This window comes from Polaromonas sp., from assembly GCF_030682935.1.
Taxonomy (GTDB): domain Bacteria; phylum Pseudomonadota; class Gammaproteobacteria; order Burkholderiales; family Burkholderiaceae_C; genus Polaromonas.
Genome location: NZ_JAUXNA010000347.1, coordinates 1 through 20,232 on the forward strand (window position 1 = coordinate 1; position 20,232 = coordinate 20,232).

The following is a 20,232-nucleotide window of genomic DNA, read 5'->3' on the forward strand; positions in this document are numbered from 1 at the left end:
GCGGCAGGGTCCAAAAAATCGACCGCCACCAGGGCCTGTTCCAGGTGGTTGAGCATGCCCGCCAGCGCGTGTGCATCGGCGGCGGGCCGGGTGGGTGCGGCGGGTGGCAAGGCAAAACCGCCAAGGGCCTGGCGCCAGTCATAGGCAATCAGCTGCACCGCAGCGGCCAGGTTGAGCGAGCCAAACTTCGGATCACTCGGAATGCTCAAGGCGACGTGGCAGCGGTACACATCGTCGTTTTGCATGCCAAAACGCTCGGAGCCGAACAAAAAAGCAATCGAATCGGGCCTTGGCCCGCGTTCTACGGTCGCAGTCAGCTCCGTTTTTGATAGCACATCAGGGGTCCCGAGCAGCTCGGCAAAATGGGCGCGCGGCGACCGGGTAGGCGGGCCAAAGTCGCGCGGCGTCATGGCCGTGGCGCACAGATGCGCCACGCCGTCCAGCGCTTCATCCAGCGTCGCCACAATGCGCGCGTTGTTCAGCACATCCAGGGCGCCACTGGCGCGCTGGATGGTTTCTTCGCGCCGCAGCACATTGGCCCAGCGCGGCGCGACCAGCACCAGGTCGTCAAAGCCCATGGTTTTCATGGCGCGTGCGGTGCCGCCCACATTGCCAGCGTGACTGGTGTTGATCAGGATAAAACGGGTTTTCATGGATAAAAGAAGCCTCAGGCGGTGCCCGGGCCCCAAGTTTCGCAGCGATTGCGCTTGACTCGGAGGGGAAGCCGGTAAAATGAATCTATTGTCGCCTGCCCCCGGTTACCGGTTTGCAGCCCCTGCCCGCTCTTTCATACCCTCTATGTCCAGCAATCTACACCCCATGCTCAACGTGGCCGTCAAGGCTGCGCGCGCCGCCGGCGCCCTCATCAACCGCGCCGCACTTGATGTCGAAGCGGTCCGCGTTTCAGCCAAGCAGACCAACGACTTCGTCACCGAAGTGGACCATGCCGCCGAGGCCGCGATCATCGAAACGCTGCTCACCGCCTACCCCGGCCACGGCATTCTGGCCGAAGAGTCGGGCTCCGAGCATGGCGCCAAAGACTCCGAATTCGTGTGGATCATCGACCCGCTGGACGGCACCACCAACTTCATCCACGGCTTTCCGTTTTACTGCGTCAGCATTGCGCTGGCCGTGCGCGGCAAGGTCGAGCAGGCCGTGGTGTACGACCCCACCCGCAACGACATCTACAGCGCCAGCAAAGGCCGCGGCGCCTACGTCAACGACCGCCGCATCCGCGTCGGCAAGCGCGCCCGCCTGCAGGAATGCCTGATTTCCACCGGCTTTCCCTACCGCCCAGGCGACAAGCTCAAACCCTACCTCAACATGCTCGGCGAAGTCATGAGCCAGTGCGCGGGCGTACGCCGCCCCGGCGCGGCGGCGCTCGACCTGGCCTATGTGGCGGCAGGCCACAGCGACGGCTTTTTTGAAACCGGGCTCCAGCCCTGGGACGTGGCTGCGGGCTCGCTGCTGATCACCGAGGCGGGTGGCCTGATCGGCAACTTCACCGGCGAGTCTGAATTCCTGGACCAGGGCGAATGCGTGGCCGGCAACCCGCGCATTTACGGCCAGCTGGTGGCGACGCTGGGCAAATACAGCAAGTTTGCGGGCGCGGGCGACAAAGCCACGGTGCGCCAGGCCTTGCAGGACTCAAGGACCGAAGCCAGCGCGGACGAAAGCACCGACGGCAGCGAAAAAACGGTCTCCGCCGTGAGCGAAAAACCCACGCTCAAGGCCAAAAGAATCAAGCCCCCGGTTGCCCGCGATACCAGCACGCCAGACGCCCCCTTCTAAGCGGGCATTGGCGCTTGCCTTCTCTTTACGAGCGCAGTCCCGGAGACGCCTCAGCTAAAATCGGAATCTCCGGCGCGCCTGCGCCGGCGCCGGGCAATCTGCCATTCACCCCTATTGATTGATCCTCTTTTATGTCCGAACCGACCCTTCAGACTTCATCCACACCGGCTGATGCAGCCCTGCTGCTTGAAGTCGCCGAACTGGTGGTGAGCGCCTTGAATCTCGAAGTGGCTGCAGCCGACGTGCAAGCGGACGAGCCGCTGTATGGCGACGGACTGGGTCTGGACTCCATCGATATCCTTGAAATCGCGCTCGTGGTCTCCAAGCGCTATGGCCTGCAGCTGCGCGCCGACCAGGAGGACAACCACGCCATCTTCCATTCGCTACGCAGCCTGAGCGACCATATCGCCGCCCAGCGAACCCAGTGAAAGTCGAGCTGAGGACACAGCTAAAACAAGCCTGCCGCTGGGGCGCTGTCCTCATGCTGGGCACGGCCTATGCAGTGCTCTCCCATTGGGCGGCCGCGTCAGCAGAGCCCGATCTGCTCGACGCCCTGGTCGCCATCGTTCCGCCGCTCGGGCTGGGCTTTGTGATGGCCTGGCGTTCGCCGCGGCGCGCCGTCGGGCTGGCTTTGTTCCTTGCGGCCTGCGCCGCGCTCTATGGCATCAGTGGCTGGCTGGTAGCACATTACAACTGGGTCTTTTTGCTGCAGCATGCAGGCGTGTATGCATTGCTCTGCGTGGCCTTCGGCCGGACCCTGCAGGGCGGCCAGACGCCGATGATTTCGCGCTTTGCCCGCATCGTGCACGGCGAGCTTTCGCCTTCGCTCATCCGCTACACGCGGTCCGCCACCTGGGCTTGGGCCTTTTATTTTGGCGGCATTGCAGGACTTTCGCTGCTGCTGTTCTGGCTCGCACCCGTCCCCCTCTGGTCGGCATTTGCCAACCTTCTGGGCATTCCCCTGCTGGTGCTGATGTTCGCCGGCGAGTATGCCGTGCGCTGCTACGTGCTACCGGCCGCTGAGCGGGCCGGCCCACTTGACGCCATCCGCGCTTACCGGCAAGCCTCCGCAGAGGGTGCTGCGCGCCGGCCATGACCACTTTTCCGCTCGTCACGCATCCCCATGCTGAAGACGTCCTGGCCTGGAGCCATGGCAAGCCCATCACCGTCGCGCATTTTCTGGCCGACGTCAGGCAGCTGGCCGCCGCCTTGCCTGCGGGCCGTCATGTCCTCAACGCCTGCGGCGACCGCTACCGGTTTGCGGTCGGCATGGCCGCCGCCCTGCTGGCCGACAAGATCAGCCTGCTGCCGCCCACGCTGACGCCCGAGATGGTGCGCCAGGTCAAGGATTTTGCACCTGACGTGTTTTGCCTGACGGACCAGCCGCAGTCCATCGCTCTGCCTCGGCTTGCATGGGCAGATGCCGTGACAGCGCGCGTGCCGGCCGGGGCTGGCACGCAAACTGGCAAGCACGACATTCCGGAGATTCCCGCCTCGCGAACGGCAGCCATCGTGTTCACCTCGGGCTCGACCGGCGCGCCTGTTGCGCACCGCAAAAGCTGGGGCGGACTGGTGAGCAGCGTGCGCGCCGAAGCCGCCCGGCTCGGTTTGCTTGACGGGCGGCGCCACAGCATTGTGGCCACGGTCCCGCCGCAGCACATGTTTGGCTTTGAGTCCAGCATGCTGGTCGCGCTGCAAAGCGGTGCCGCGATGAGCGCCGCCCGGCCGTTTTACCCGGCCGACATCTGCTCGGCACTGGCAGCGGCGACGCGCCCCTGCATGCTGGTCACCACGCCCGTGCACTTGAAGGTACTGTTGGCGTCGGGCCTGGACATTCCCTTGCCCGATCTCGTGCTGTCGGCGACCGCGCCCATGCCGCCGCAGTTGGCGCTGGCAACCGAGGCCCGCCTGCAGGCGCCCCTGCTCGAAATCTACGGCTCGACCGAGACCGGCCAGATCGCCTCCCGCCGCACAACCGAAACCGCTGAGTGGACGCTTTTCCCGGACGTCCTGCTCAGCGCTGCGCAGGGGCGCATCTGGGCCTCGGGCGGGCATGTCGGGCAGGCCACGCCCATGGCCGATGAGCTCGAACTGGTCAATTCCGAGCGCTTTTTGCTGCACGGCCGCACCGCCGACCTCATCAACATCGCAGGCAAACGCAGCTCGCTCGACTACCTGAACCACCAGCTCAATGCCGTTCCGGGCGTGCTCGACGGCGCATTTTTCATGCCCGATGAGGCTGATGACGATGGCGACACCGTGACCCGCCTGATGGCCTTTGTGGTGGCACCCGGCATGACGGCCTCCACCCTGCTGACTGCCTTGCGGGAACGTATTGATGCCATTTTCATCCCGAGACCGCTGGTGCTGCTGGATGGCCTGCCTCGCAACAGCACCGGCAAGTTGCCGCGCGGCACGCTGGTCGCGCTGGCGCACGAGCACCAGCGAAAAGGCGCAGTCCATGCACGCTGAAACCACGCTCCGCATTTCGCCAGACCACCCGGCTTTTGCCGGTCATTTTCCGGGCGCGCCCATTGTGCCGGGGGTGGTGTTGCTCGACGCCGCTGTACACGCCGTGCTGCAGACATTGCGCCCCGCGGCATCAGGGGACGGCGATCGGCCCGGCACCGCCTGCCAGATCAGCGCTGCCAAATTCCTCAGCCCGGTCGGCCCGGGCGAGACGCTGACCATTTCCTGCACCACCTCCGCCTCGGGCAGCACGCGCTTTGACATTTCAAGCGGCAGCCGCAAAGTAGCCACGGGCACGCTGGTGTTGCCGCCAGGGTCATGAACAAAGCGTGCAAGGCCGATCGATCAGGCAGCGCTGGATGGAAGCACCGTCCCGAGCGCAGCAGCCTGTTGATGCTGCGCCTGATGACCTGGATTTCGCTGCGGCTGGGCAGAGGAACCAGCCGCCTCGTCCTTTACGGAATCGCGGCTTACTTTTTGGCGTTTGCCCCGGCGGCGCGGCGCATGTCGCGCGCTTATTTGCGGCGCGTGCTCAAGCTGCCATCGCCCGCGGCAGTTGGCTGGCGACATCTGTTCCGGCATTTCCTGAGTTTCGCGTCGGTGATCCACGACCGTGTCTATCTGCTCAACGAGCGCTTCGATCTGTTTGATATTCGCGTTCACAACAAGGCGCTCATAGACGATCTCGTGGCCGATGGCCAGGGCGTGTTCCTGATAGGCGCACACATGGGAAGCTTCGAAGTGCTTCGCGCGATGGGCCGCAAGCAGCACGGCCTGCGCGTAGCGATGGTGATGTACGAAGAAAATGCGCGCAAGCTCAACGCGGCGCTAAGCGCCATCAATCCGAATGCGCAGCAAGACGTCATTGCACTCGGCCATATCAACTCGATGATCCAGGTCCATGCGCTGCTGGACCATGGCACCGTCATCGGCATGCTGGGCGACCGCTCGCTGGGCAACGACGAGACCCGTGCGCTTGATTTCCTGGGCGATCCGGCCGAGTTGCCGCTGGGCCCGTTCAGGATGGCCGCGATCCTGAAGCGCCCGGTCCTGTTCATGACGGGGCTGTACCGCGGCGGCAACCGTTACGACATCCACTTCGAACCCCTCGCCGATTTCTCAGTGCTGCCGCCGCGTGGCCGTGCGCTGGCGGTGCAGACTGCCATGACACGCTATGCTGCGCTGATGGAGCAATACTGCTACACGGCGCCCTACAACTGGTTCAATTTTTTTGACTTCTGGCGAGCGCCTGCGCCGCGTCAAGCCAAGCCTTCCACAGACATCACATGACACTCTCCGTTCACACCTCAACACAGGCTGTCACGCAGGCCCGCACGCTGGGCGGCCGCCTGCGAGGCCTGGCCTTCACGCTGGCCGCGGGCCTGGCGCTTGCCACGCTGAGCCCGGCAGCCTTCGCCGCCTGGGACCTCCAGCAGCTGATGGAAACGCTTGCACAGAACAAGTCCGGCCGCGCCCGCTTTGTCGAGACAAAACACATGGCCATGCTCGACAAACCCGTCGAGTCGTCGGGAAACCTGCTCTACAGCGCGCCGGACCGGCTCGAAAAACGCACGCTCAAACCTCAAGCCGAGTCCATGATTGTGAATGGCGACGAGCTGGTCATAGAACGTGGCCGCCAAAAATACCAGCTGCAATTGCAAAGTTACCCGGAACTGGCGGCTTTCATCGACAGCATTCGCGGCACCCTCGCGGGCGACCGCAAGGCACTGGAACGCAACTACCGGCTGAGCCTGGAGGGCACAGCCGAACGCTGGACCCTGCAACTGCTGCCGCTGGATGCAAAGATGCAGGCCGTGGTACAGCGCATTCGCATCGCGGGCATGCGCGATGACGTGCGCAGCATAGAAATTACCCAGGCCGATGGCGACAGTTCGTTGATGACCATCGAAAAACTGGCAACGCCGTGATGACCAAGCCTCGCCGCCGTGGCATCACGGCCATCACGTTGTGGCTGGCGTTTTTGTTGACCTGCGTTGTCCTTATCAGCCGTACGCAGTTCACCACAGACTTGTCGGGATTTCTGCCGCGCACCCCCACGCCCGAGCAGCAACTGCTCATGGATCAGTTGCGTGACGGCCTGGCCTCGCGCCTGATTCTGGTTGGCATTGAAGGCGCCGATGCGCCCACGCGAGCCCGGCTTTCCAAACAAAGCGCCCAGCGCCTGCGCGCCGACCCCGCTTTTGTCACGGTCAACAATGGCGAGCCCGTGAACACCGAGCGCGACCGGATTTTCCTGTTCAACAACCGTTACCTGCTCAGCCCTGCGGTGACACCTGCACGCTTCAGCGTGGAAGGCCTGCATGCAGCCCTGAGCGACAGTATCGACCTGCTCGCCTCGCCCGCCGGGCTGCTGGTCAAGTCCATGCTGCCACGCGACCCGAGCGGTGAAATGGTGAAATTACTTGACCAACTCAACAGCGGCACCCACCCAAAGCTGGTCGATGGTGCCTGGGCATCACGCGACGGTGCGCGCGCCTTGATGCTGATACAAACGCGCGCGGCGGGGTCCGACACCGATGCCCAACAAAGCGCCATGGCGGCCATCCGGCAAGCGTTTGACCAGGCATCCAGCGCAAGCCCTGACGCCAGGCTGGTGATGACCGGTCCCGGCGTGTTTTCCGTGACGTCACGCGACACCATCAAAAGTCAGGTCACCCGCCTGTCCCTCATCAGTGTCTTGCTCATTGCAACGCTGCTATTGCTGGTTTACCGCTCCTTCAGCGCACTGGCATTGGGTTTTTTGCCCGTCATCAGCGGTGCGCTGGCAGGCGTCGCCGCAGTCAGTCTGGGCTTTGGGGCGGTGCACGGCATCACCCTGGGGTTTGGCACCGCGCTGATCGGCGAGGCGGTGGACTATTCAATTTACCTGTTTGTGCAATCCGAACAAAGCGGTGCAGACCAGCAGAACTGGATCAAGCGCTTCTGGCCCACCATCCGCCTCGGTGTGCTGACCTCGATAGCCGGCTTTGCTTCGCTGCTGTTGTCCGGCTTTCCGGGGCTGGCGCAACTCGGTCTGTATGCGATTGCCGGGCTGGTAGCCGCCGCCATAGTGACCCGTTTCGTCCTGCCTCATCTGCTGCCAGCGACATTTCGCATCCGTGATGTAGCGGCCATCGGCGTCGGCCTGTCCCGCCTGACACAGCGCGCCGCTGCGCTGCGCTGGCCGGCCGCGATACTGTTGCTGGCGGCCTGCGCCATCCTCATCCAGAACCGTGCCAGCTTGTTGAATGACAAGATATCGTCGTTAAGTCCGGTGTCGCAGGCCGAGGTGGCGCTCGATGAGCGTCTGCGCGCCGACATGGGCGCACCCGATGTGCGTTATCTGGTGGTGGTATCGGGCACGAGTCGGGAATCTGTATTGCGCTCGTCCGAGCAAGTTTCTGCGGTGCTGCAAACGCAAGTCGATCAGGGCGAACTCGCCAGATTTGAAAGCCCGAGCTTTTATCTGCCCAGCACTGCAACGCAGCGTGCACGCCAGGCCAGCTTGCCCATGACGGCCTTGCTGGAATCGAACCTGGCACAAGCGGTTCAGGGCTTGCCGGTGCGCGCGCAACTGTTTACGCCGTTTCTGGCCGATGTAGCCGCTGCGCGCAGCCAGCCCTTGCTGCAGGCGGCCGACCTGGAACAGACCTCCATGGCCATGGCGGTCGATGCGTTGCTGATTCAGCAAGACCGCCGCTGGACGGCCTTGTTGCCGCTGACCGCACCCGAGGGCGTCAGCATCAAGGCCAACAAAATTCGCGCTGCGTTGAGCGCCACGGGTTTGCCGAATGTGCTGTTTGTGGACATGAAAGCCGAGTCGGATCGCTTGTATTCCGGCTACTTGCATGAAGCCATCCTGCTGTCACTGGGCGGACTGGTCGCCATTATCGGATTGCTGCTGGTGGTTTTTCGCTCGCCGATGCGCGTGCTACGCATCATCGCGCCGCTGGCCGCCGCGGTCATCACCGTCATGGCGGGATTGGCCTTGTTTGGCCAGCAACTGATTATTCTGCATTTGGTGGGCTTGCTGCTGGTCGTTGCGGTGGGTTCCAACTACGCCCTGTTTTTTGATCGACCTGATCCGCGCACGCCGATCTCGCCGCGCACCCTGGCCTCCATGTTGTTTGCCAACCTCACCACCGTCGCGGGTTTTGGCCTGCTGGCGTTTTCCAAGGTGTCGATATTGCAGGCCATGGGCGTCACCGTGGCACCAGGCGTCATCCTGGCACTGATCTATGCTGCGATTTTCGCCAGGAAAACCCATGCATAGTGGACGCTGGCACCCGACGCTGTTGATCCGCGCAAGCCTCGTGCTGCATCTGCTGGCCTTGCTGGCGGTGATCACTGAACCCGGGCAATGGCGTTGGGCGCTGGGCGCGGTCGTGGTCAATCACCTGCTGCTAGCCGGCATGGGCCTGTGGCCGCGCAGCCACTGGCTGGGGCCGAACTGGACACGGCTGCCCGCCGCCGCCACGGCCAGAAATGAAATTGCCCTGACCATCGACGATGGCCCCGATCCCATCGTCACCCCGCAGGTGCTGGACCTGCTGGATCGATATGCAGCCCGGGCCACCTTTTTCTGCATCGGCGAACAAGCCGCGCGCTACCCGGATTTGTGCCGCGAAATCGTGCGCCGCGGCCATGCCGTCGAAAACCATAGCCAGCATCATCGCCATCATTTTTCGCTGATGGGCCCGCGCGCCATGACGCGTGAAATACAAGCGGCACAAGACACGCTGACCACCATTACGGGCCAGCGTCCCTTGTTTTTCCGCGCGCCAGCCGGCTTGCGCAATCCTTTTCTCGACCCGGTGCTGACCCGGCTGGGGCTACAGCTTGCCAGTTGGTCGGCACGCGGTTTTGACACCCGGATTGGCGATGCAGGGCGCGTTAAAACCCAATTATTGCGTGGCCTGCGAGCGGGTGCCATTTTGCTGGTGCACGATGGCAACGCGGCGCGCACGCTGGACGGCCACCCGGTTATTCTCGATGTGTTGCCCGCCCTGCTGGCGTCCGCTGCGGCAGCCCGTCTGCGTTTTGTCACCCTGCGCCAGGCCCTTCCATGAATCGTGTCCCTATTACAGGCTCTCCATGGAGAACAAGCTTTGAACGAAAGTAGCCCCCATACGCCCTGGTACCGCCAGGCTGCCGCAGTCATACCCCGGCATGTGATTCTGAAAAGTATCGGAACCACGCTGTTCATCAGTCTGTTTTTCGGTGCTTACTTCTATTTGCTCAATGGCCCGGCCTATCCGACCACGGTGATGCCCCTCACCTTCCTGGATAGCCTGATCAGCTTTGAGCCACTGGCCATGCCGCTGTATGTTTCATTGTGGGTCTATGTTTCCTTGCCCCCGGCATTGCTGGCGACGCGGCGCGAACTCTATGGTTATGGTGCGGCCATGGCTGGAACCTGCCTTGTGGGGCTGATCATCTTCTATTTCTGGCCCACGGCAGCCCCCGCAGCCGACATCGACTGGGCGCTGTATCCTGGCGTGGATTTCCTTAAAAGCATGGATGCCTCGGGCAATGCCTTCCCTTCCCTTCATGTCGCCACCGCCATTTTTTCAGGTGTCTGGTTACATCACCTGCTGCGTCGCTTTGGTGGGCCGCAGTGGATACTCATGCTCAATGGGATATGGTGCATCGGCATCATCTATTCCACGCTGGCCACACGCCAGCATGTGGCCGTGGATGTGTGGGCCGGTCTCGCGCTCGGGGGGCCGGCAGCCTGGCTGTCATTGCGTCAACGCCTGAACACGGCGCTAGCCGGTAAAATCCGTCACCCCTCCATTTGATCCAACCCGACCCCCTGAATTTTCCAGTATGTCACTTCCTTTAGATCGGCTTGATTTTCTCTGAACCCGCTCTGGCTCTCCCATTTCACCGCGACCAGCGGCATCGGTCGCGGCCTCCAACAGACCCTCGCTGCGCTAAACCAGCAGCGTGGCGGGCTGGTTCCGTGCGCGTTTGATACGGTTGATCTGGCAACTTTTGTGGGCGAAGTCGCGGGTGTGGATGCCGTGGAGCTGCCCACGCATCTGGCCGACTTTGACTGCCGAAACAACCGGCTCGCGCTGCTCGGATTGATGCAGGATGGCTTCGCCGATGCCGTAACAGCCGCCAGCCACAAATACGGCGCGCAGCGCGTGGGCGTGTTTATCGGCACCAGCACCTCCGGCATCCTGCAAACCGAACTGGCTTACCGTCGGCGCGATCCGGTGAGCGGCGCCCTCCCCGCCGATTTTATTTACCGCACCACGCACAATACTTTTTCCGTCGCCGATTTCACGCGTCATTATTTTGGCCTGACCGGTCCCGCCGTCGCGGTGTCTTCAGCATGCTCATCGAGCGCCAAGGTGTTTGCCTCGGCCCGCCGCATGATGGCGGCAGGACTGATAGACGCAGCGGTGGTGGGCGGCGTGGATTCGCTCTGCCTGACGACCTTGTATGGCTTCAATTCCCTTGGCCTGATTTCCACGCAGCCATGCCGCCCCTTCGACGCCGCACGCGACGGGATTTCCATCGGTGAGGCGGCGGCATTCGCCCTGCTGGAACGCCTGCCAGCGCAACTGGATGACGATGCCGTGCTGCTGCTGGGCGTGGGCGAATCCAGCGATGCCCACCACATGTCCTCGCCCCACCCTGATGGCCTCGGCGCGCGCATGGCGATGCAGGATGCCTTGACCATGGCCCAACTCGACGCGGCCGATATTGACTACATCAACCTGCACGGCACCGCCACGCCAAGCAACGACGCGGCCGAGGCCAAGGCAGTCGCCGCGCTGTTCGGATCCACCACGCCCTGCAGCTCCACCAAAGGCGCTACCGGACACACGCTGGGTGCAGCAGGCGGGCTGGAAGCGGTAATCTGTGCGCTGGCACTGCAACACGGCCTGTTGCCAGGTGGCCTGAATACACAGCAGCTGGATCCGGCGCTGCCCCTCAACTACCTGCTGGACAACCGCGAGCAGCGGGTCAGTCGCGTACTGAGCAATTCTTTCGGTTTCGGCGGCACCAATTGCAGCCTGATTTTCGGCCGGGCCGGTTAAAGACAACAAATGACGCAGCATTCAGCCCATGGCGCGACGCCCCTCACGGTCTTTGTCGAAGGCATCGGCCTGCTGGGCCCCGGCCTGTCCAGCTGGGCGCAAGGCCGCCGGCACCTTGACGGTAATTTGCCCTACGAAGCCGGACGATGCGTGCTGCCATTGCCGATGGCGCTGCCGCCAGCCGAGCGGCGCCGCGCCGGCGCCGTGGTCAAGGTCTCGCTGGCCGTCGGCCAGGAAGCCGTGGCGGCTTCGGGTCTGCAGGCGAATGCCCTGCCTTCGGTTTTTTCATCGTCCAGCGGCGACGCCATCAATTGCCACGAGATCTGCAGCGCGCTGGCGTCAGGCGACCGGCTGATCTCGCCGACCCGCTTTCACAACTCGGTGCACAACGCCTCTTCGGGTTACTGGAGCATTTCGAGTGGCGCCATGGCCTCCTCGTCGGTGCTGTGCGCGCGCGATGGAAGTTTTTCGGCCGGCCTGCTGGAAGCGATGACGCAGGTGATGGTTGAGCAGACGGCGGTCTTGCTGGTCGCCTACGACACCGATTATCCCGAGCCACTGCGCAGCGTGCGGCCCCTGCCCGATACCTTTGGGGTGGGTCTGGTGCTGGCCCCCCAGCGCAGCGAACGCAGCCAGGCCCAATGGACCCTGGCGCCAGCCGCCTGCTTGAGCGGCGCGGCGGCAGACCGCCTGGACGATTGCGCCCTCGAACAGCTCCGCAAGAGCATTCCCGCCGCGCGCTGCCTGCCGCTGCTTCGCAGTGTTGCTGCGCAACGCTCGGGCGAGGTCGTGCTGGACTACCTGGAGGGCCTGCAGTTGGCCGTGCAGGTCGCGCCATGCCGCTAACGTGCAGACGCTGCGACTGACTGACGTCCGTGCTTCCAAACGCGCCTTCCACACTGCAGCACGACGAGATTGCCCGCCGCATTCCCCACCAGGGCAGCATGTGCCTGCTCGACCGCGTGACCGCCTGGGACACCATCCAAATCCGCTGCGAAGCCAGCAGTCACCGGGAGGCGAATAATCCCTTGCGCGCGCACGGACGGCTGGGCGCGTCTTGCGGCATTGAATACGCCGCGCAGGCGATGGCGGTGCATGGCGCCCTGATCGCTGAAGCCCAGGCCAGCGCCGGCAAGGCGAGCCCTGCCCCGCAAATCGGCTACCTGGCCAGCGTTAGAAGCGTGACGCTTCATGTCGAAAGGCTCGATGACCTGAGCGCTGCGCTCACCATCCATGCCGAACGCATGAGCGGTGACGACCGCACCATTCTTTACAGCTTCACGGTGCAGGCCGGGCTTGCGCTGCTTCTGTCAGGACGCGCCGTGGTCGTGCTCGATGCAGCGGGTCTGCTGCTGCCGGGCCGCACCGCCATACCCGTCGAGTCTCCGAACGGGTCAACAACTTCCGGGACCTTATGAGCGAACCAACCCCTCGAAAGCGTGCACTGGTCACCGGCGGCAGTGGCGGCATCGGCTCGGCGATTTGCCGGCAACTGGCCGCCGACGGTTTTCATGTCATCGTGCACGCCAATCGCGGCCTTGAGGCCGCCCAAACGCTGGTGGACGCCATCAAGGCAGCGGGCGGACAAGCACAAGCGCTGGCTTTCGACGTCACCGATGCAGCCGCGACAGCCACCGCACTGGAGGCCCTGCTGGCGGACGGACCGATCCAGGTGGTGGTGAACAACGCCGGCATTCACGACGACGCCGTCTTTCCGGGCATGCAGCTCAGGCAATGGCAGCAAGTCATTGACGTGTCGCTGAACGGTTTTTTCCATGTCACCCAGCCTTTGATGATGCCGATGATCCGCACGCGTTGGGGACGCATCATCAACATCACGTCGGTCGCCGCCGTGGCCGGCAACCGCGGCCAGGTCAACTATTCGGCAGCCAAGGGCGCGCTGCATTCGGCCACCAAGTCGCTCGCGCTGGAGGTGGCCAGCCGCGGCATCACCGTCAATGCCGTGGCGCCCGGCATCATCGCAACGCCCATGAGCCAGGGCACCTTTGATGCCCCCGCCATTGCCCAGCTGGTTCCGATGAAGCGCGCCGGCCGGCCCGAAGAAGTGGCGGACCTCGTCAGTTTTCTGGCCTCGGAACGCGCGGCCTACATCAGCGGCCAGATTATCTCCATCAACGGCGGCATGATTTAAAGGAAATACCAGCATGAAAACCCCTGAACCGACTCCCGGGGTGCATGCACCTCATGGCCCGCTCACCGATTACTACCAGACCGAGCAGGATCGGCAAGCGTATTTACGCAAGATTTTCGACAATACGGCCGCGGATTACGACCGCATCGAGGCGATGCTGGCATGGGGATCCGGCTCCCGCTATCGGCGTCAGGCGCTGGTTCGGGGCGGCTTGAAAGCGGGCATGAAAGTGCTCGATGTGGGCGTGGGAACCGGGCTGGTCGCAGCGCAAGCCTGCATTCTGACCGGCAATCCCGCCCTGGTCACCGGGGTTGACCCCAGCCCCGGCATGATGGCTGCAAGCAAGCTGCCCAAGACCATGGTGTTGCTGGAAGGCCGGGCTGAATCATTGCCTTTCCCCGACAATCATTTTGATTTTTTGAGCATGGGCTATGCACTGCGCCACATCAGCGATCTGGGCGTGGCGTTTGCAGAGTTTGAACGGGTCTTGAAGCCCGGTGGCCGTCTGTGCATACTCGAAATTACCCAGGCAAAAAGCCGTTTTGGGCGATGGCTGCTCAAAAGCTATATGCGCGGGGTGATACCGTTACTAACGCGATTCGTTTCCAGGCGAAAAGATACCGCCACGATCTGGCGCTATTACTGGGACAGCATAGAAGCCTGCGTCCCTCCCGAACAAGTCATGGCCACACTCAGCGCCGCGGGACTGATGCAGGTTAAGCGACATCTGGAAGTTGGCGTATTTTCGGAATACCAGGCAATCAAAACAGGCCCCGCCCAGGCTGACTGATGGCCCGCAAAATCCATGACCACAGCCATTAACAGCGCCACCCACGCAACCGAAGCGCTGCTCTTTTTTACCCTGCTGCAACTCACCGTGATCGTGCTCGCCGCGCGTATCGGCGGCGGGATCGCGTTGCGTATGGGGCAATCGGCCGTGGTCGGTGAAATCGTGATCGGCATCCTGCTCGGGCCTTCACTGTTCGGGCTGCTGGCCCCCGATGTATTTCAATATGTGTTTCACTCCGGCGCACCAGAGCCGATGCAGATGCTGTCGCAAATCGGCCTGGTGCTGCTGATGTTTCAGATTGGCCTGGAATTCGATTTCGCACACCTGGCCGAGCGCCGCAATCGCCGCGTCGTGATGTGGGTGGCGGGTGCCAGCCTGGTGGTGCCGTTTGCACTGGGTTTTGCCGTCGGCCAGGTCAGCGCGCCCGCGCTCTCTCCCGGCGCACATCCGCTGGGGTCTGCGCTATTTGTGGCGACTGCCTTCTCGATTACGGCATTGCCGATACTCGGACGCATCATGATGGAATTCAACATGACACGCACACCGATTGGCGTCATCGCCATCAGCGCGGCGGCGATCAATGACGTCATCGGCTGGCTGCTGCTGGCGCTCATCACCACACTCACCCTGTCGGCGTTCGATGCTGCCAGCTTTGCGGTCAAAGTGGTACTGGTGCTGGGGTTTTTCCTGTTCAGCTGGTTTGGCGTGCGCCCTGTCATGAAACGCATCCTGCATCGTTGCGATGCAGGCTCGGGGGCGCTCTCGCACAACCTGCTCGGTATCGTGCTGGCGGCCATTTTCCTATCCGCCATGAGCACTTACCAGCTCGGCATTTTCGCCATCTTTGGCGGCTTCATGATGGGCGTGTTGCTGTATGACGAACATGCTTTTGTGCGCACCTGGAAGGCGCGCATCAGCCCGTTTGTCATGGTGTTTTTCCTGCCCATCTTTTTTACCTATACCGGCCTGCGCACCAATATCGGCAGCCTCGACAGTGCGGCGGCGTGGGGCTGGTGCGCGCTCATCGTCTTTCTCGCGACAGTGGGAAAGTACGGCGGCGCCTACGCGGCGGCACGTGTGGCGGGGATGAACCACTTTGAGGGCAAGGTCATGGGCATCATGATGAACACCCGCGCGCTGATGGAATTGATCGTGATCAATGTCGGCTACGACCTGGGCGTGATCTCGCAACAGATGTTCACCATCCTGGTGATCATGGCGATATTCAGTACCGTCATCACCAGCCCGCTGTTGCGGCGCTGGCTGCCGCGTATCGGTATTCCGGTGCCGCCGCGTTCAAAAGCGGCCGAGCGCGCGGCGCATGAGCAGCACGGGTAAGCGCAGCACAAATCCGGCCAGGAGGCGCGAATGCATCCAGGTGAGCAGCAGGTTGTCGCGCAGGTAGTTGAAATGCGAGACGCCGCCTTCATCGGCACGGAAATAGCGCACCGTCGCGGGCAGATTGACGGGTTTGACGCCGCGCCAGCACATGCGCACCACAGCCTCGGGGTCGAAATCAAAGCGGCGCATCCAGCGCTGGCCACCCATCACCTGGCGCAGCGGCTCAATCGGGTAGACACGAAAACCGAACAGCGAATCGCCAATCCCCGCCCAGAGCGTTTCCAGATTGGCCCACCAGTTCGACACCTTGCGGCCGTTGACACGCAGGCGCGGCGCGTCGGCCGCGAACACCGGCACACCCAGCACCATGGCAGCGGGCTGCGCGCTTGACGCGGCCATGAAGTCGGGGATCAGGTGGGCCGGATGCTGGCCATCGGAGTCCATGGTCAGCACATGCGTGAAGCCTTGCGCCGCGGCCAGATCCAGCCCGTGCAGCACGGCAGCGCCCTTGCCGACGTTGTGCGGCAGCACGAGCACCCGCAAACCTTCGTCCTGCGCCGCCATCGCCTGCAGGCCTTCGGCGCTGGCGTCGGTACTGCCGTCCACCACCACCCAGACCGGCGTCCACTGCGCGCGTGCCGAACGCACCGTTTCATACACCTTGGGGCCGGGATTGTAGCTGGGAATGAGCACAAGATGCGTGCGGGAAACGGTGGATGGGGAGCGGGACAAGGAAGCATTCATCGGCATGAAACCTGAGCAGAAGAAAAAAGAAGACAGGCCGTCAATTCGGCGGCGCCGAAACAGGAAAGTCGGGCAATTGCGCATGTGCCAGCTCGGACTGGAAGTAGCGCTCAAGCTCAATGACAAAGCGCCCGGTATGCTGGGGCGGCTCAAACCGCTTACCGAGGCGGACTCGGTAAGTGATGGGCATTCTCGGCGTCCACAGTACCGACCAGCCTTTTCCCAGAAAACCCGAATTGGTTTCAATGAAGACCGTCTGTACCGGCACACCCGCATGTTTGGCAATCAGTCCGGCCGTCCCCTGAACCGGGCCGACAGGAAACCGGGTGGTGCGGGTGCCCTCGGGAAACAGCAGTAAATGGCTGCCCTGGTGTAAATCGGCAACAGCCAATTGCACCATGGTGCGAAGCGGCGTGTTGCGGATGTAGCCCGCCAGCCGGGCACCTGCACCGAAAAAAACGCTGTTGACGATGTCGGCCTTCATGATGCAGGCTGCATCGGGCAGCCGCGACAAAATCATGACAGCATCGAGCAGCGACGGATGGTTGGGCGCAATGATCATGGCCGGGCCGCCTTGCAGCGCATCGAGCTCTTCCAGGTCGAAGCGACAGGCTCCCATGAAAACCAGCAAGCGTAAATAAGCCCGGAACGTCCTGGCGATGAGCTTGCGGCCGATCCGCTTGCTCAGCACCCGCGGCAAAATCACGCGCATCGGAATCGCCAGCAACGAGATGGTGAGGCAGATCACGCCCAGCACCACGAAGCCCAGGTGCAGCCTGGCGGGGTCAATCAGGGCCCGGCGAACGGCGTTCAGCGTAAGGTGCTTGTTCAGAACGGTATTTCCCTTGTTTTCCATAAAGTCGGTGCGTGCGGCGGCTCTTAACGCGCCGCCGGCTCTGAGCCCTCAACGACGCGAATGTTGGCCTTGCGCAAGCGCATGGCCTGCCACGAGCGCCTGAAGTTCCAGGCTGATGCAATGTAAAAAATACCCTTGAGCGCTGCGATCGACCGCCAGATCGGTGTTTTTCCAAAAATATCGCCGGCCAGCATCGACAGCAGCGCTTCCTTCACGCGCCACACATTGCTGGGCGCCATGAACATGTCGCGCATGGCCGGGTTCGTCACCCGGTAAATAAACCACGAAAACTCCTTGGGTCCCAGCCGTACCTGGCGGTCAAAATGCGCCAGCGCCGACACGGCTTTTGCGGGTTCGCGCAAGCAGGCATCCACCGTCTCGGCCCCGACAAAGCCGCCCTGCATGGCCAGCATGACGCCTGACGAAAACACCGGGTCAATGAAGGTGAAGGCATCGCCAATCAGCAGGTAGTTGGGGCCGTGCGTTTGCTCGCAGGCGTACGAGAAATTGCCGGTCGCTGCCACATCGGACGACAGCGTTGCGTGGACCAGCCGCTCGGCCAGCGCAGGGCACATGGCAATCGTGTCAAGGAAAAAATCCTTGACCGGCTTGCTCCGACTCTGCAGGTAATGCGGCCACACCACGGCACCGATGCTGGTGGTGCCGTCAGCCAGCGGGATCAGCCAGAACCAGCCGTGCTCGAACCAGAAGATCGTGATGTTGCCTTCGTCCTGGCCCGGGTGCCGGACGGCTCCGGTGAAGTGGGCATACAGCGCCGAGCTGTTGTGCCTGGGGTTGCGGCGCTTGGTGTCGAACTGCTTGCCCAGCAAAGTGTCGCGGCCCGAAGCGTCCACCACAAAGCGCGCGCGCCAGCGCTGGGAGCGTCCATCGTCGTGCTCGGCATGAACGGTGGCGCCGCTGTGGTCAGGCGCAAAAGCCACATCGCGAACCCTGCAGCCTTCAATCACTTCAGCGCCCAATCTGGCGGCATTGCGGATCAGGATTTCGTCGAACTCGGAACGCCGCACCTGGTAGGAAAACGGCATGGATTTGTCCCAGGCGTCGCCGAACTTGAAAGTCTGGGTCTTGCTGTCATGCCAGGGCGAGACAAATTCGGCGCCCCATTTCTCCATGCCGATGGCCTTGACGGCCTCTGCCACCCCGAGTTTTTCAAGCAGCGGCAAGTTGGCCGGCAGCAGCGACTCGCCAATGTGAAAACGCGGATGATGTTCTTTTTCAAGGACCACGACCTTGTGCCCCCGTTGCGCCAGCAGCGCCCCTACCGTGGATCCCGCCGGACCACCGCCAATCACCAGGACATCGCACTCGCTCAGGGCGGCAGGGGATGAGAGGGTCGGTGAGCACTGCTCGGTCATTAAGTGTCCTTCGCTGGGGAGTTTTTCGAGCCTGCCGCAAACCCGGGGCATCGGTCTGGGCATTGTTATCAAGCGCTTCGGGCCACAAGTCAGCGATTTTACTTCGGGGTACGACAAGTTTCGGTGAATGGGGGGGTGTCCGAATTTCTGCATGTGAGGCGCGGCAAGACTTTTCCATCGCTCCAGCAACTCCTGCAACTCCAGACGCTTCGGACTTGCAAACGCCTTGCCGATGCGTGCGACTTGTTCGCGCAGAAGGTCTTTCATTTCTCTTGAGTTTACAACCCATCATTCTAATAATGCTTAGAATGATGACAAGCCATCGGGTTAACCGGTGCCTTGGCCCCCTCATATAAAAGAGACAATCCTGCAGCGTGCGCTCTGCCACAGGCTTTCGCCAATCCACTGTTATCCCTCAAACTGATGCCCTCAAATTCAGACTTAGCCGCAATCCCATTGGTGCCAAGCACCGCGTGGAGCGTTTTTTTGGCTTTCCTGCGTCTGGGCCTGACCTCGTTCGGGGGGCCCATCGCGCACCTGGGCTACTTTCGGGACGAATTTGTCACGCGCAGGCGCTGGCTCAGCGAACGCAGTTACGCGGATTTGGTGGCGCTTTGCCAGTTTTTACCCGGTCCCGCCAGCAGTCAGGTGGGTATGGCGATTGGACTGTCGCGCGCCGGGCTCGGTGGCGCATTGGCGGCGTGGGTCGGGTTCACCTTGCCTTCGGCCCTCGCCCTGATTCTTTTTGCATTGGGTATGTCGGCCTGGGGTGATGTGATGCCAGCAGGGTTTTTGCACGGCCTGAAAGTGGTGGCCGTGGCTGTGGTGGCGCAAGCGGTATGGAGCATGGCACGCAACCTGTGCACGGATACGGCGCGCATCAGCATCGCGGTTGTTGCTGCCTGTGTTTCCCTGCTGCTGCCCAACACCTGGGGCCAGCTTGGCATTATTGCGGTGGCTGCGGTGGTCGGCTTGCTGCTGTTCAAGCCGATTCAGGGCAGTGCGCATGAGGCACTGCCAATGCCTGTGACACGCCGCACCGGTCTGATTCTGTTGCTACTGTTCTTTGGATTGCTGTTCGGTTTGCCACTGCTTGCACAGGCTTGGCCAAACCAGACGCTGGCCCTGGTGGACGCCTTTTACCGTGCCGGCTCGCTGGTTTTTGGCGGCGGGCATGTGGTGCTGCCGCTGCTTCAGTTGGAGGTGGTGCCTCGTGGCTGGGTCAGCAATGACATTTTTCTGGCGGGTTATGGTGCAGCGCAAGCGGTGCCTGGCCCACTGTTTACCTTTGCTGCTTTTCTCGGCGCGTCCATGAGCACCAGTCCGAGCGGCTGGATGGGTGGGCTGGTCTGTCTACTGGCCATCTTTCTGCCCTCGTTTTTATTGGTGGCCGGTGCGCTGCCATTTTGGGAACAGCTGCGCCGTCAGGTACGCGCGCAGGCCGCGCTTGCGGGCGTCAATGCCGCCGTAGTGGGCTTGCTGCTGGCGGCGCTATACCAGCCGGTGTGGATCAGCGCCGTGTTGAAACCCGAAGATTTTGGTCTGGCGCTGCTCGCCTTCGCCGCCCTGATGTTCTGGAAGCTGCCGCCCTGGCTGGTCGTTATCTTCAGCGGCCTGACAGGCTGGCTGCTCCTCGGTTAAAAACACTTATTCATCGC

At 62.6% G+C, this 20,232-nt stretch carries 19 protein-coding genes and 1 pseudogene; 16 read left to right on the forward strand and 4 right to left on the reverse strand.

Going from position 1 to position 20,232, the window contains the following annotated elements; all coding sequences use genetic code 11:
- Positions 1 to 653 (reverse strand): RNA methyltransferase (locus tag Q8K05_RS15915; protein ID WP_305247592.1); only part of this gene is annotated, 653 nt, incomplete at its 3' end.
- Between the two features lie 145 nt (positions 654 to 798).
- Here Q8K05_RS15915 and Q8K05_RS15920 point away from each other — a divergent pair.
- The 15 genes and pseudogenes from Q8K05_RS15920 (at position 799) to Q8K05_RS15990 (ending at position 15,595) form a co-directional block, all read left to right on the forward strand.
- A complete protein-coding gene (locus tag Q8K05_RS15920; protein ID WP_305247593.1) occupies positions 799 to 1,791 on the forward strand; it encodes an inositol monophosphatase family protein in 993 nt (330 codons plus the stop codon).
- 131 nt (positions 1,792 to 1,922) lie between these two features.
- A complete protein-coding gene (locus tag Q8K05_RS15925; RefSeq protein WP_305247594.1) occupies positions 1,923 to 2,219 on the forward strand; it encodes a phosphopantetheine-binding protein in 297 nt (98 codons plus the stop codon).
- 53 nt (positions 2,220 to 2,272) lie between these two features.
- Positions 2,273 to 2,887 carry a hypothetical protein gene (locus Q8K05_RS15930; protein WP_305247595.1) on the forward strand — a complete coding sequence of 205 codons (615 nt, stop codon included), beginning with the start codon at positions 2,273 to 2,275 and terminating at the stop codon, positions 2,885 to 2,887.
- Positions 2,884 to 4,582: pseudogene (locus Q8K05_RS15935) on the forward strand (AMP-binding protein). Before Q8K05_RS15930 ends, Q8K05_RS15935 begins: the two are co-directional and overlap by 4 nt.
- Positions 4,579 to 5,550, forward strand: coding sequence for an acyl-CoA synthetase (locus Q8K05_RS15940; RefSeq protein WP_305247596.1), 972 nt, complete (start codon positions 4,579 to 4,581; stop codon positions 5,548 to 5,550). Before Q8K05_RS15935 ends, Q8K05_RS15940 begins: the two are co-directional and overlap by 4 nt.
- Positions 5,547 to 6,188: a LolA-related protein gene (locus tag Q8K05_RS15945; protein WP_305247597.1), complete on the forward strand. Its 642-nt coding sequence runs from the start codon at positions 5,547 to 5,549 to the stop codon at positions 6,186 to 6,188. The genes Q8K05_RS15940 and Q8K05_RS15945 overlap by 4 nt, the downstream gene beginning before the upstream one ends.
- The gene (locus tag Q8K05_RS15950) at positions 6,188 to 8,533 is read left to right on the forward strand and encodes an MMPL family transporter (protein WP_305247598.1); all 2,346 of its coding nucleotides are present in this window, start codon (positions 6,188 to 6,190) and stop codon (positions 8,531 to 8,533) included. The genes Q8K05_RS15945 and Q8K05_RS15950 overlap by 1 nt, the downstream gene beginning before the upstream one ends.
- Entirely contained in the window at positions 8,526 to 9,329 is an 804-nt protein-coding gene (locus Q8K05_RS15955; RefSeq protein ID WP_305247599.1) for a polysaccharide deacetylase family protein, read from the forward strand. The genes Q8K05_RS15950 and Q8K05_RS15955 overlap by 8 nt, the downstream gene beginning before the upstream one ends.
- Before the next feature lie 3 nt (positions 9,330 to 9,332).
- Entirely contained in the window at positions 9,333 to 10,061 is a 729-nt protein-coding gene (locus Q8K05_RS15960) for a phosphatase PAP2 family protein (RefSeq protein WP_305247600.1), read from the forward strand.
- Positions 10,062 to 10,121: 60 nt separating this feature from the next.
- A complete protein-coding gene (locus Q8K05_RS15965; RefSeq protein WP_305247646.1) occupies positions 10,122 to 11,315 on the forward strand; it encodes a beta-ketoacyl-[acyl-carrier-protein] synthase family protein in 1,194 nt (397 codons plus the stop codon).
- A 9-nt stretch (positions 11,316 to 11,324) separates the two neighbouring features.
- Entirely contained in the window at positions 11,325 to 12,161 is an 837-nt protein-coding gene (locus Q8K05_RS15970) for a beta-ketoacyl synthase chain length factor (protein ID WP_305247601.1), read from the forward strand.
- 20 nt (positions 12,162 to 12,181) lie between these two features.
- Positions 12,182 to 12,733 carry a hotdog family protein gene (locus tag Q8K05_RS15975; RefSeq protein ID WP_305247647.1) on the forward strand — a complete coding sequence of 184 codons (552 nt, stop codon included), beginning with the start codon at positions 12,182 to 12,184 and terminating at the stop codon, positions 12,731 to 12,733.
- Complete coding sequence (gene fabG, locus Q8K05_RS15980) at positions 12,730 to 13,467, forward strand: 3-oxoacyl-ACP reductase FabG (protein WP_305247602.1); 738 nt, start codon at positions 12,730 to 12,732, stop codon at positions 13,465 to 13,467. The genes Q8K05_RS15975 and fabG overlap by 4 nt, the downstream gene beginning before the upstream one ends.
- A gap of 13 nt (positions 13,468 to 13,480) precedes the next feature.
- On the forward strand, positions 13,481 to 14,257 hold the full coding sequence (locus tag Q8K05_RS15985) for a class I SAM-dependent methyltransferase (RefSeq protein WP_305247603.1): 777 nt from the start codon (positions 13,481 to 13,483) through the stop codon (positions 14,255 to 14,257).
- A gap of 15 nt (positions 14,258 to 14,272) precedes the next feature.
- Positions 14,273 to 15,595, forward strand: coding sequence for a cation:proton antiporter (locus tag Q8K05_RS15990; RefSeq protein ID WP_305247604.1), 1,323 nt, complete (start codon positions 14,273 to 14,275; stop codon positions 15,593 to 15,595).
- Here Q8K05_RS15990 and Q8K05_RS15995 read toward each other — a convergent pair.
- Genes Q8K05_RS15995 through Q8K05_RS16005 form a run of 3 tightly spaced genes read right to left on the reverse strand, consistent with a single transcriptional unit; the run spans position 15,554 to position 18,574 of the window.
- Positions 15,554 to 16,330 carry a glycosyltransferase family 2 protein gene (locus tag Q8K05_RS15995; RefSeq protein ID WP_370868881.1) on the reverse strand — a complete coding sequence of 259 codons (777 nt, stop codon included), beginning with the start codon at positions 16,328 to 16,330 and terminating at the stop codon, positions 15,554 to 15,556. The two genes, Q8K05_RS15990 and Q8K05_RS15995, sit on opposite strands and share 42 nt — an antisense overlap.
- A 52-nt stretch (positions 16,331 to 16,382) precedes the next feature.
- The gene (locus Q8K05_RS16000) at positions 16,383 to 17,198 is read right to left on the reverse strand and encodes a 1-acyl-sn-glycerol-3-phosphate acyltransferase (RefSeq protein ID WP_305247606.1); all 816 of its coding nucleotides are present in this window, start codon (positions 17,196 to 17,198) and stop codon (positions 16,383 to 16,385) included.
- Positions 17,199 to 17,221: 23 nt separating this feature from the next.
- Positions 17,222 to 18,574, reverse strand: coding sequence for an NAD(P)/FAD-dependent oxidoreductase (locus Q8K05_RS16005; RefSeq protein WP_305247607.1), 1,353 nt, complete (start codon positions 18,572 to 18,574; stop codon positions 17,222 to 17,224).
- Positions 18,575 to 18,997: 423 nt separating this feature from the next.
- Here Q8K05_RS16005 and chrA point away from each other — a divergent pair, with 423 nt between their 5' ends.
- Entirely contained in the window at positions 18,998 to 20,215 is a 1,218-nt protein-coding gene (gene chrA / locus Q8K05_RS16010) for a chromate efflux transporter (RefSeq protein ID WP_305247608.1), read from the forward strand.
- The last annotated feature ends 17 nt before the right edge of the window (positions 20,216 to 20,232 follow it).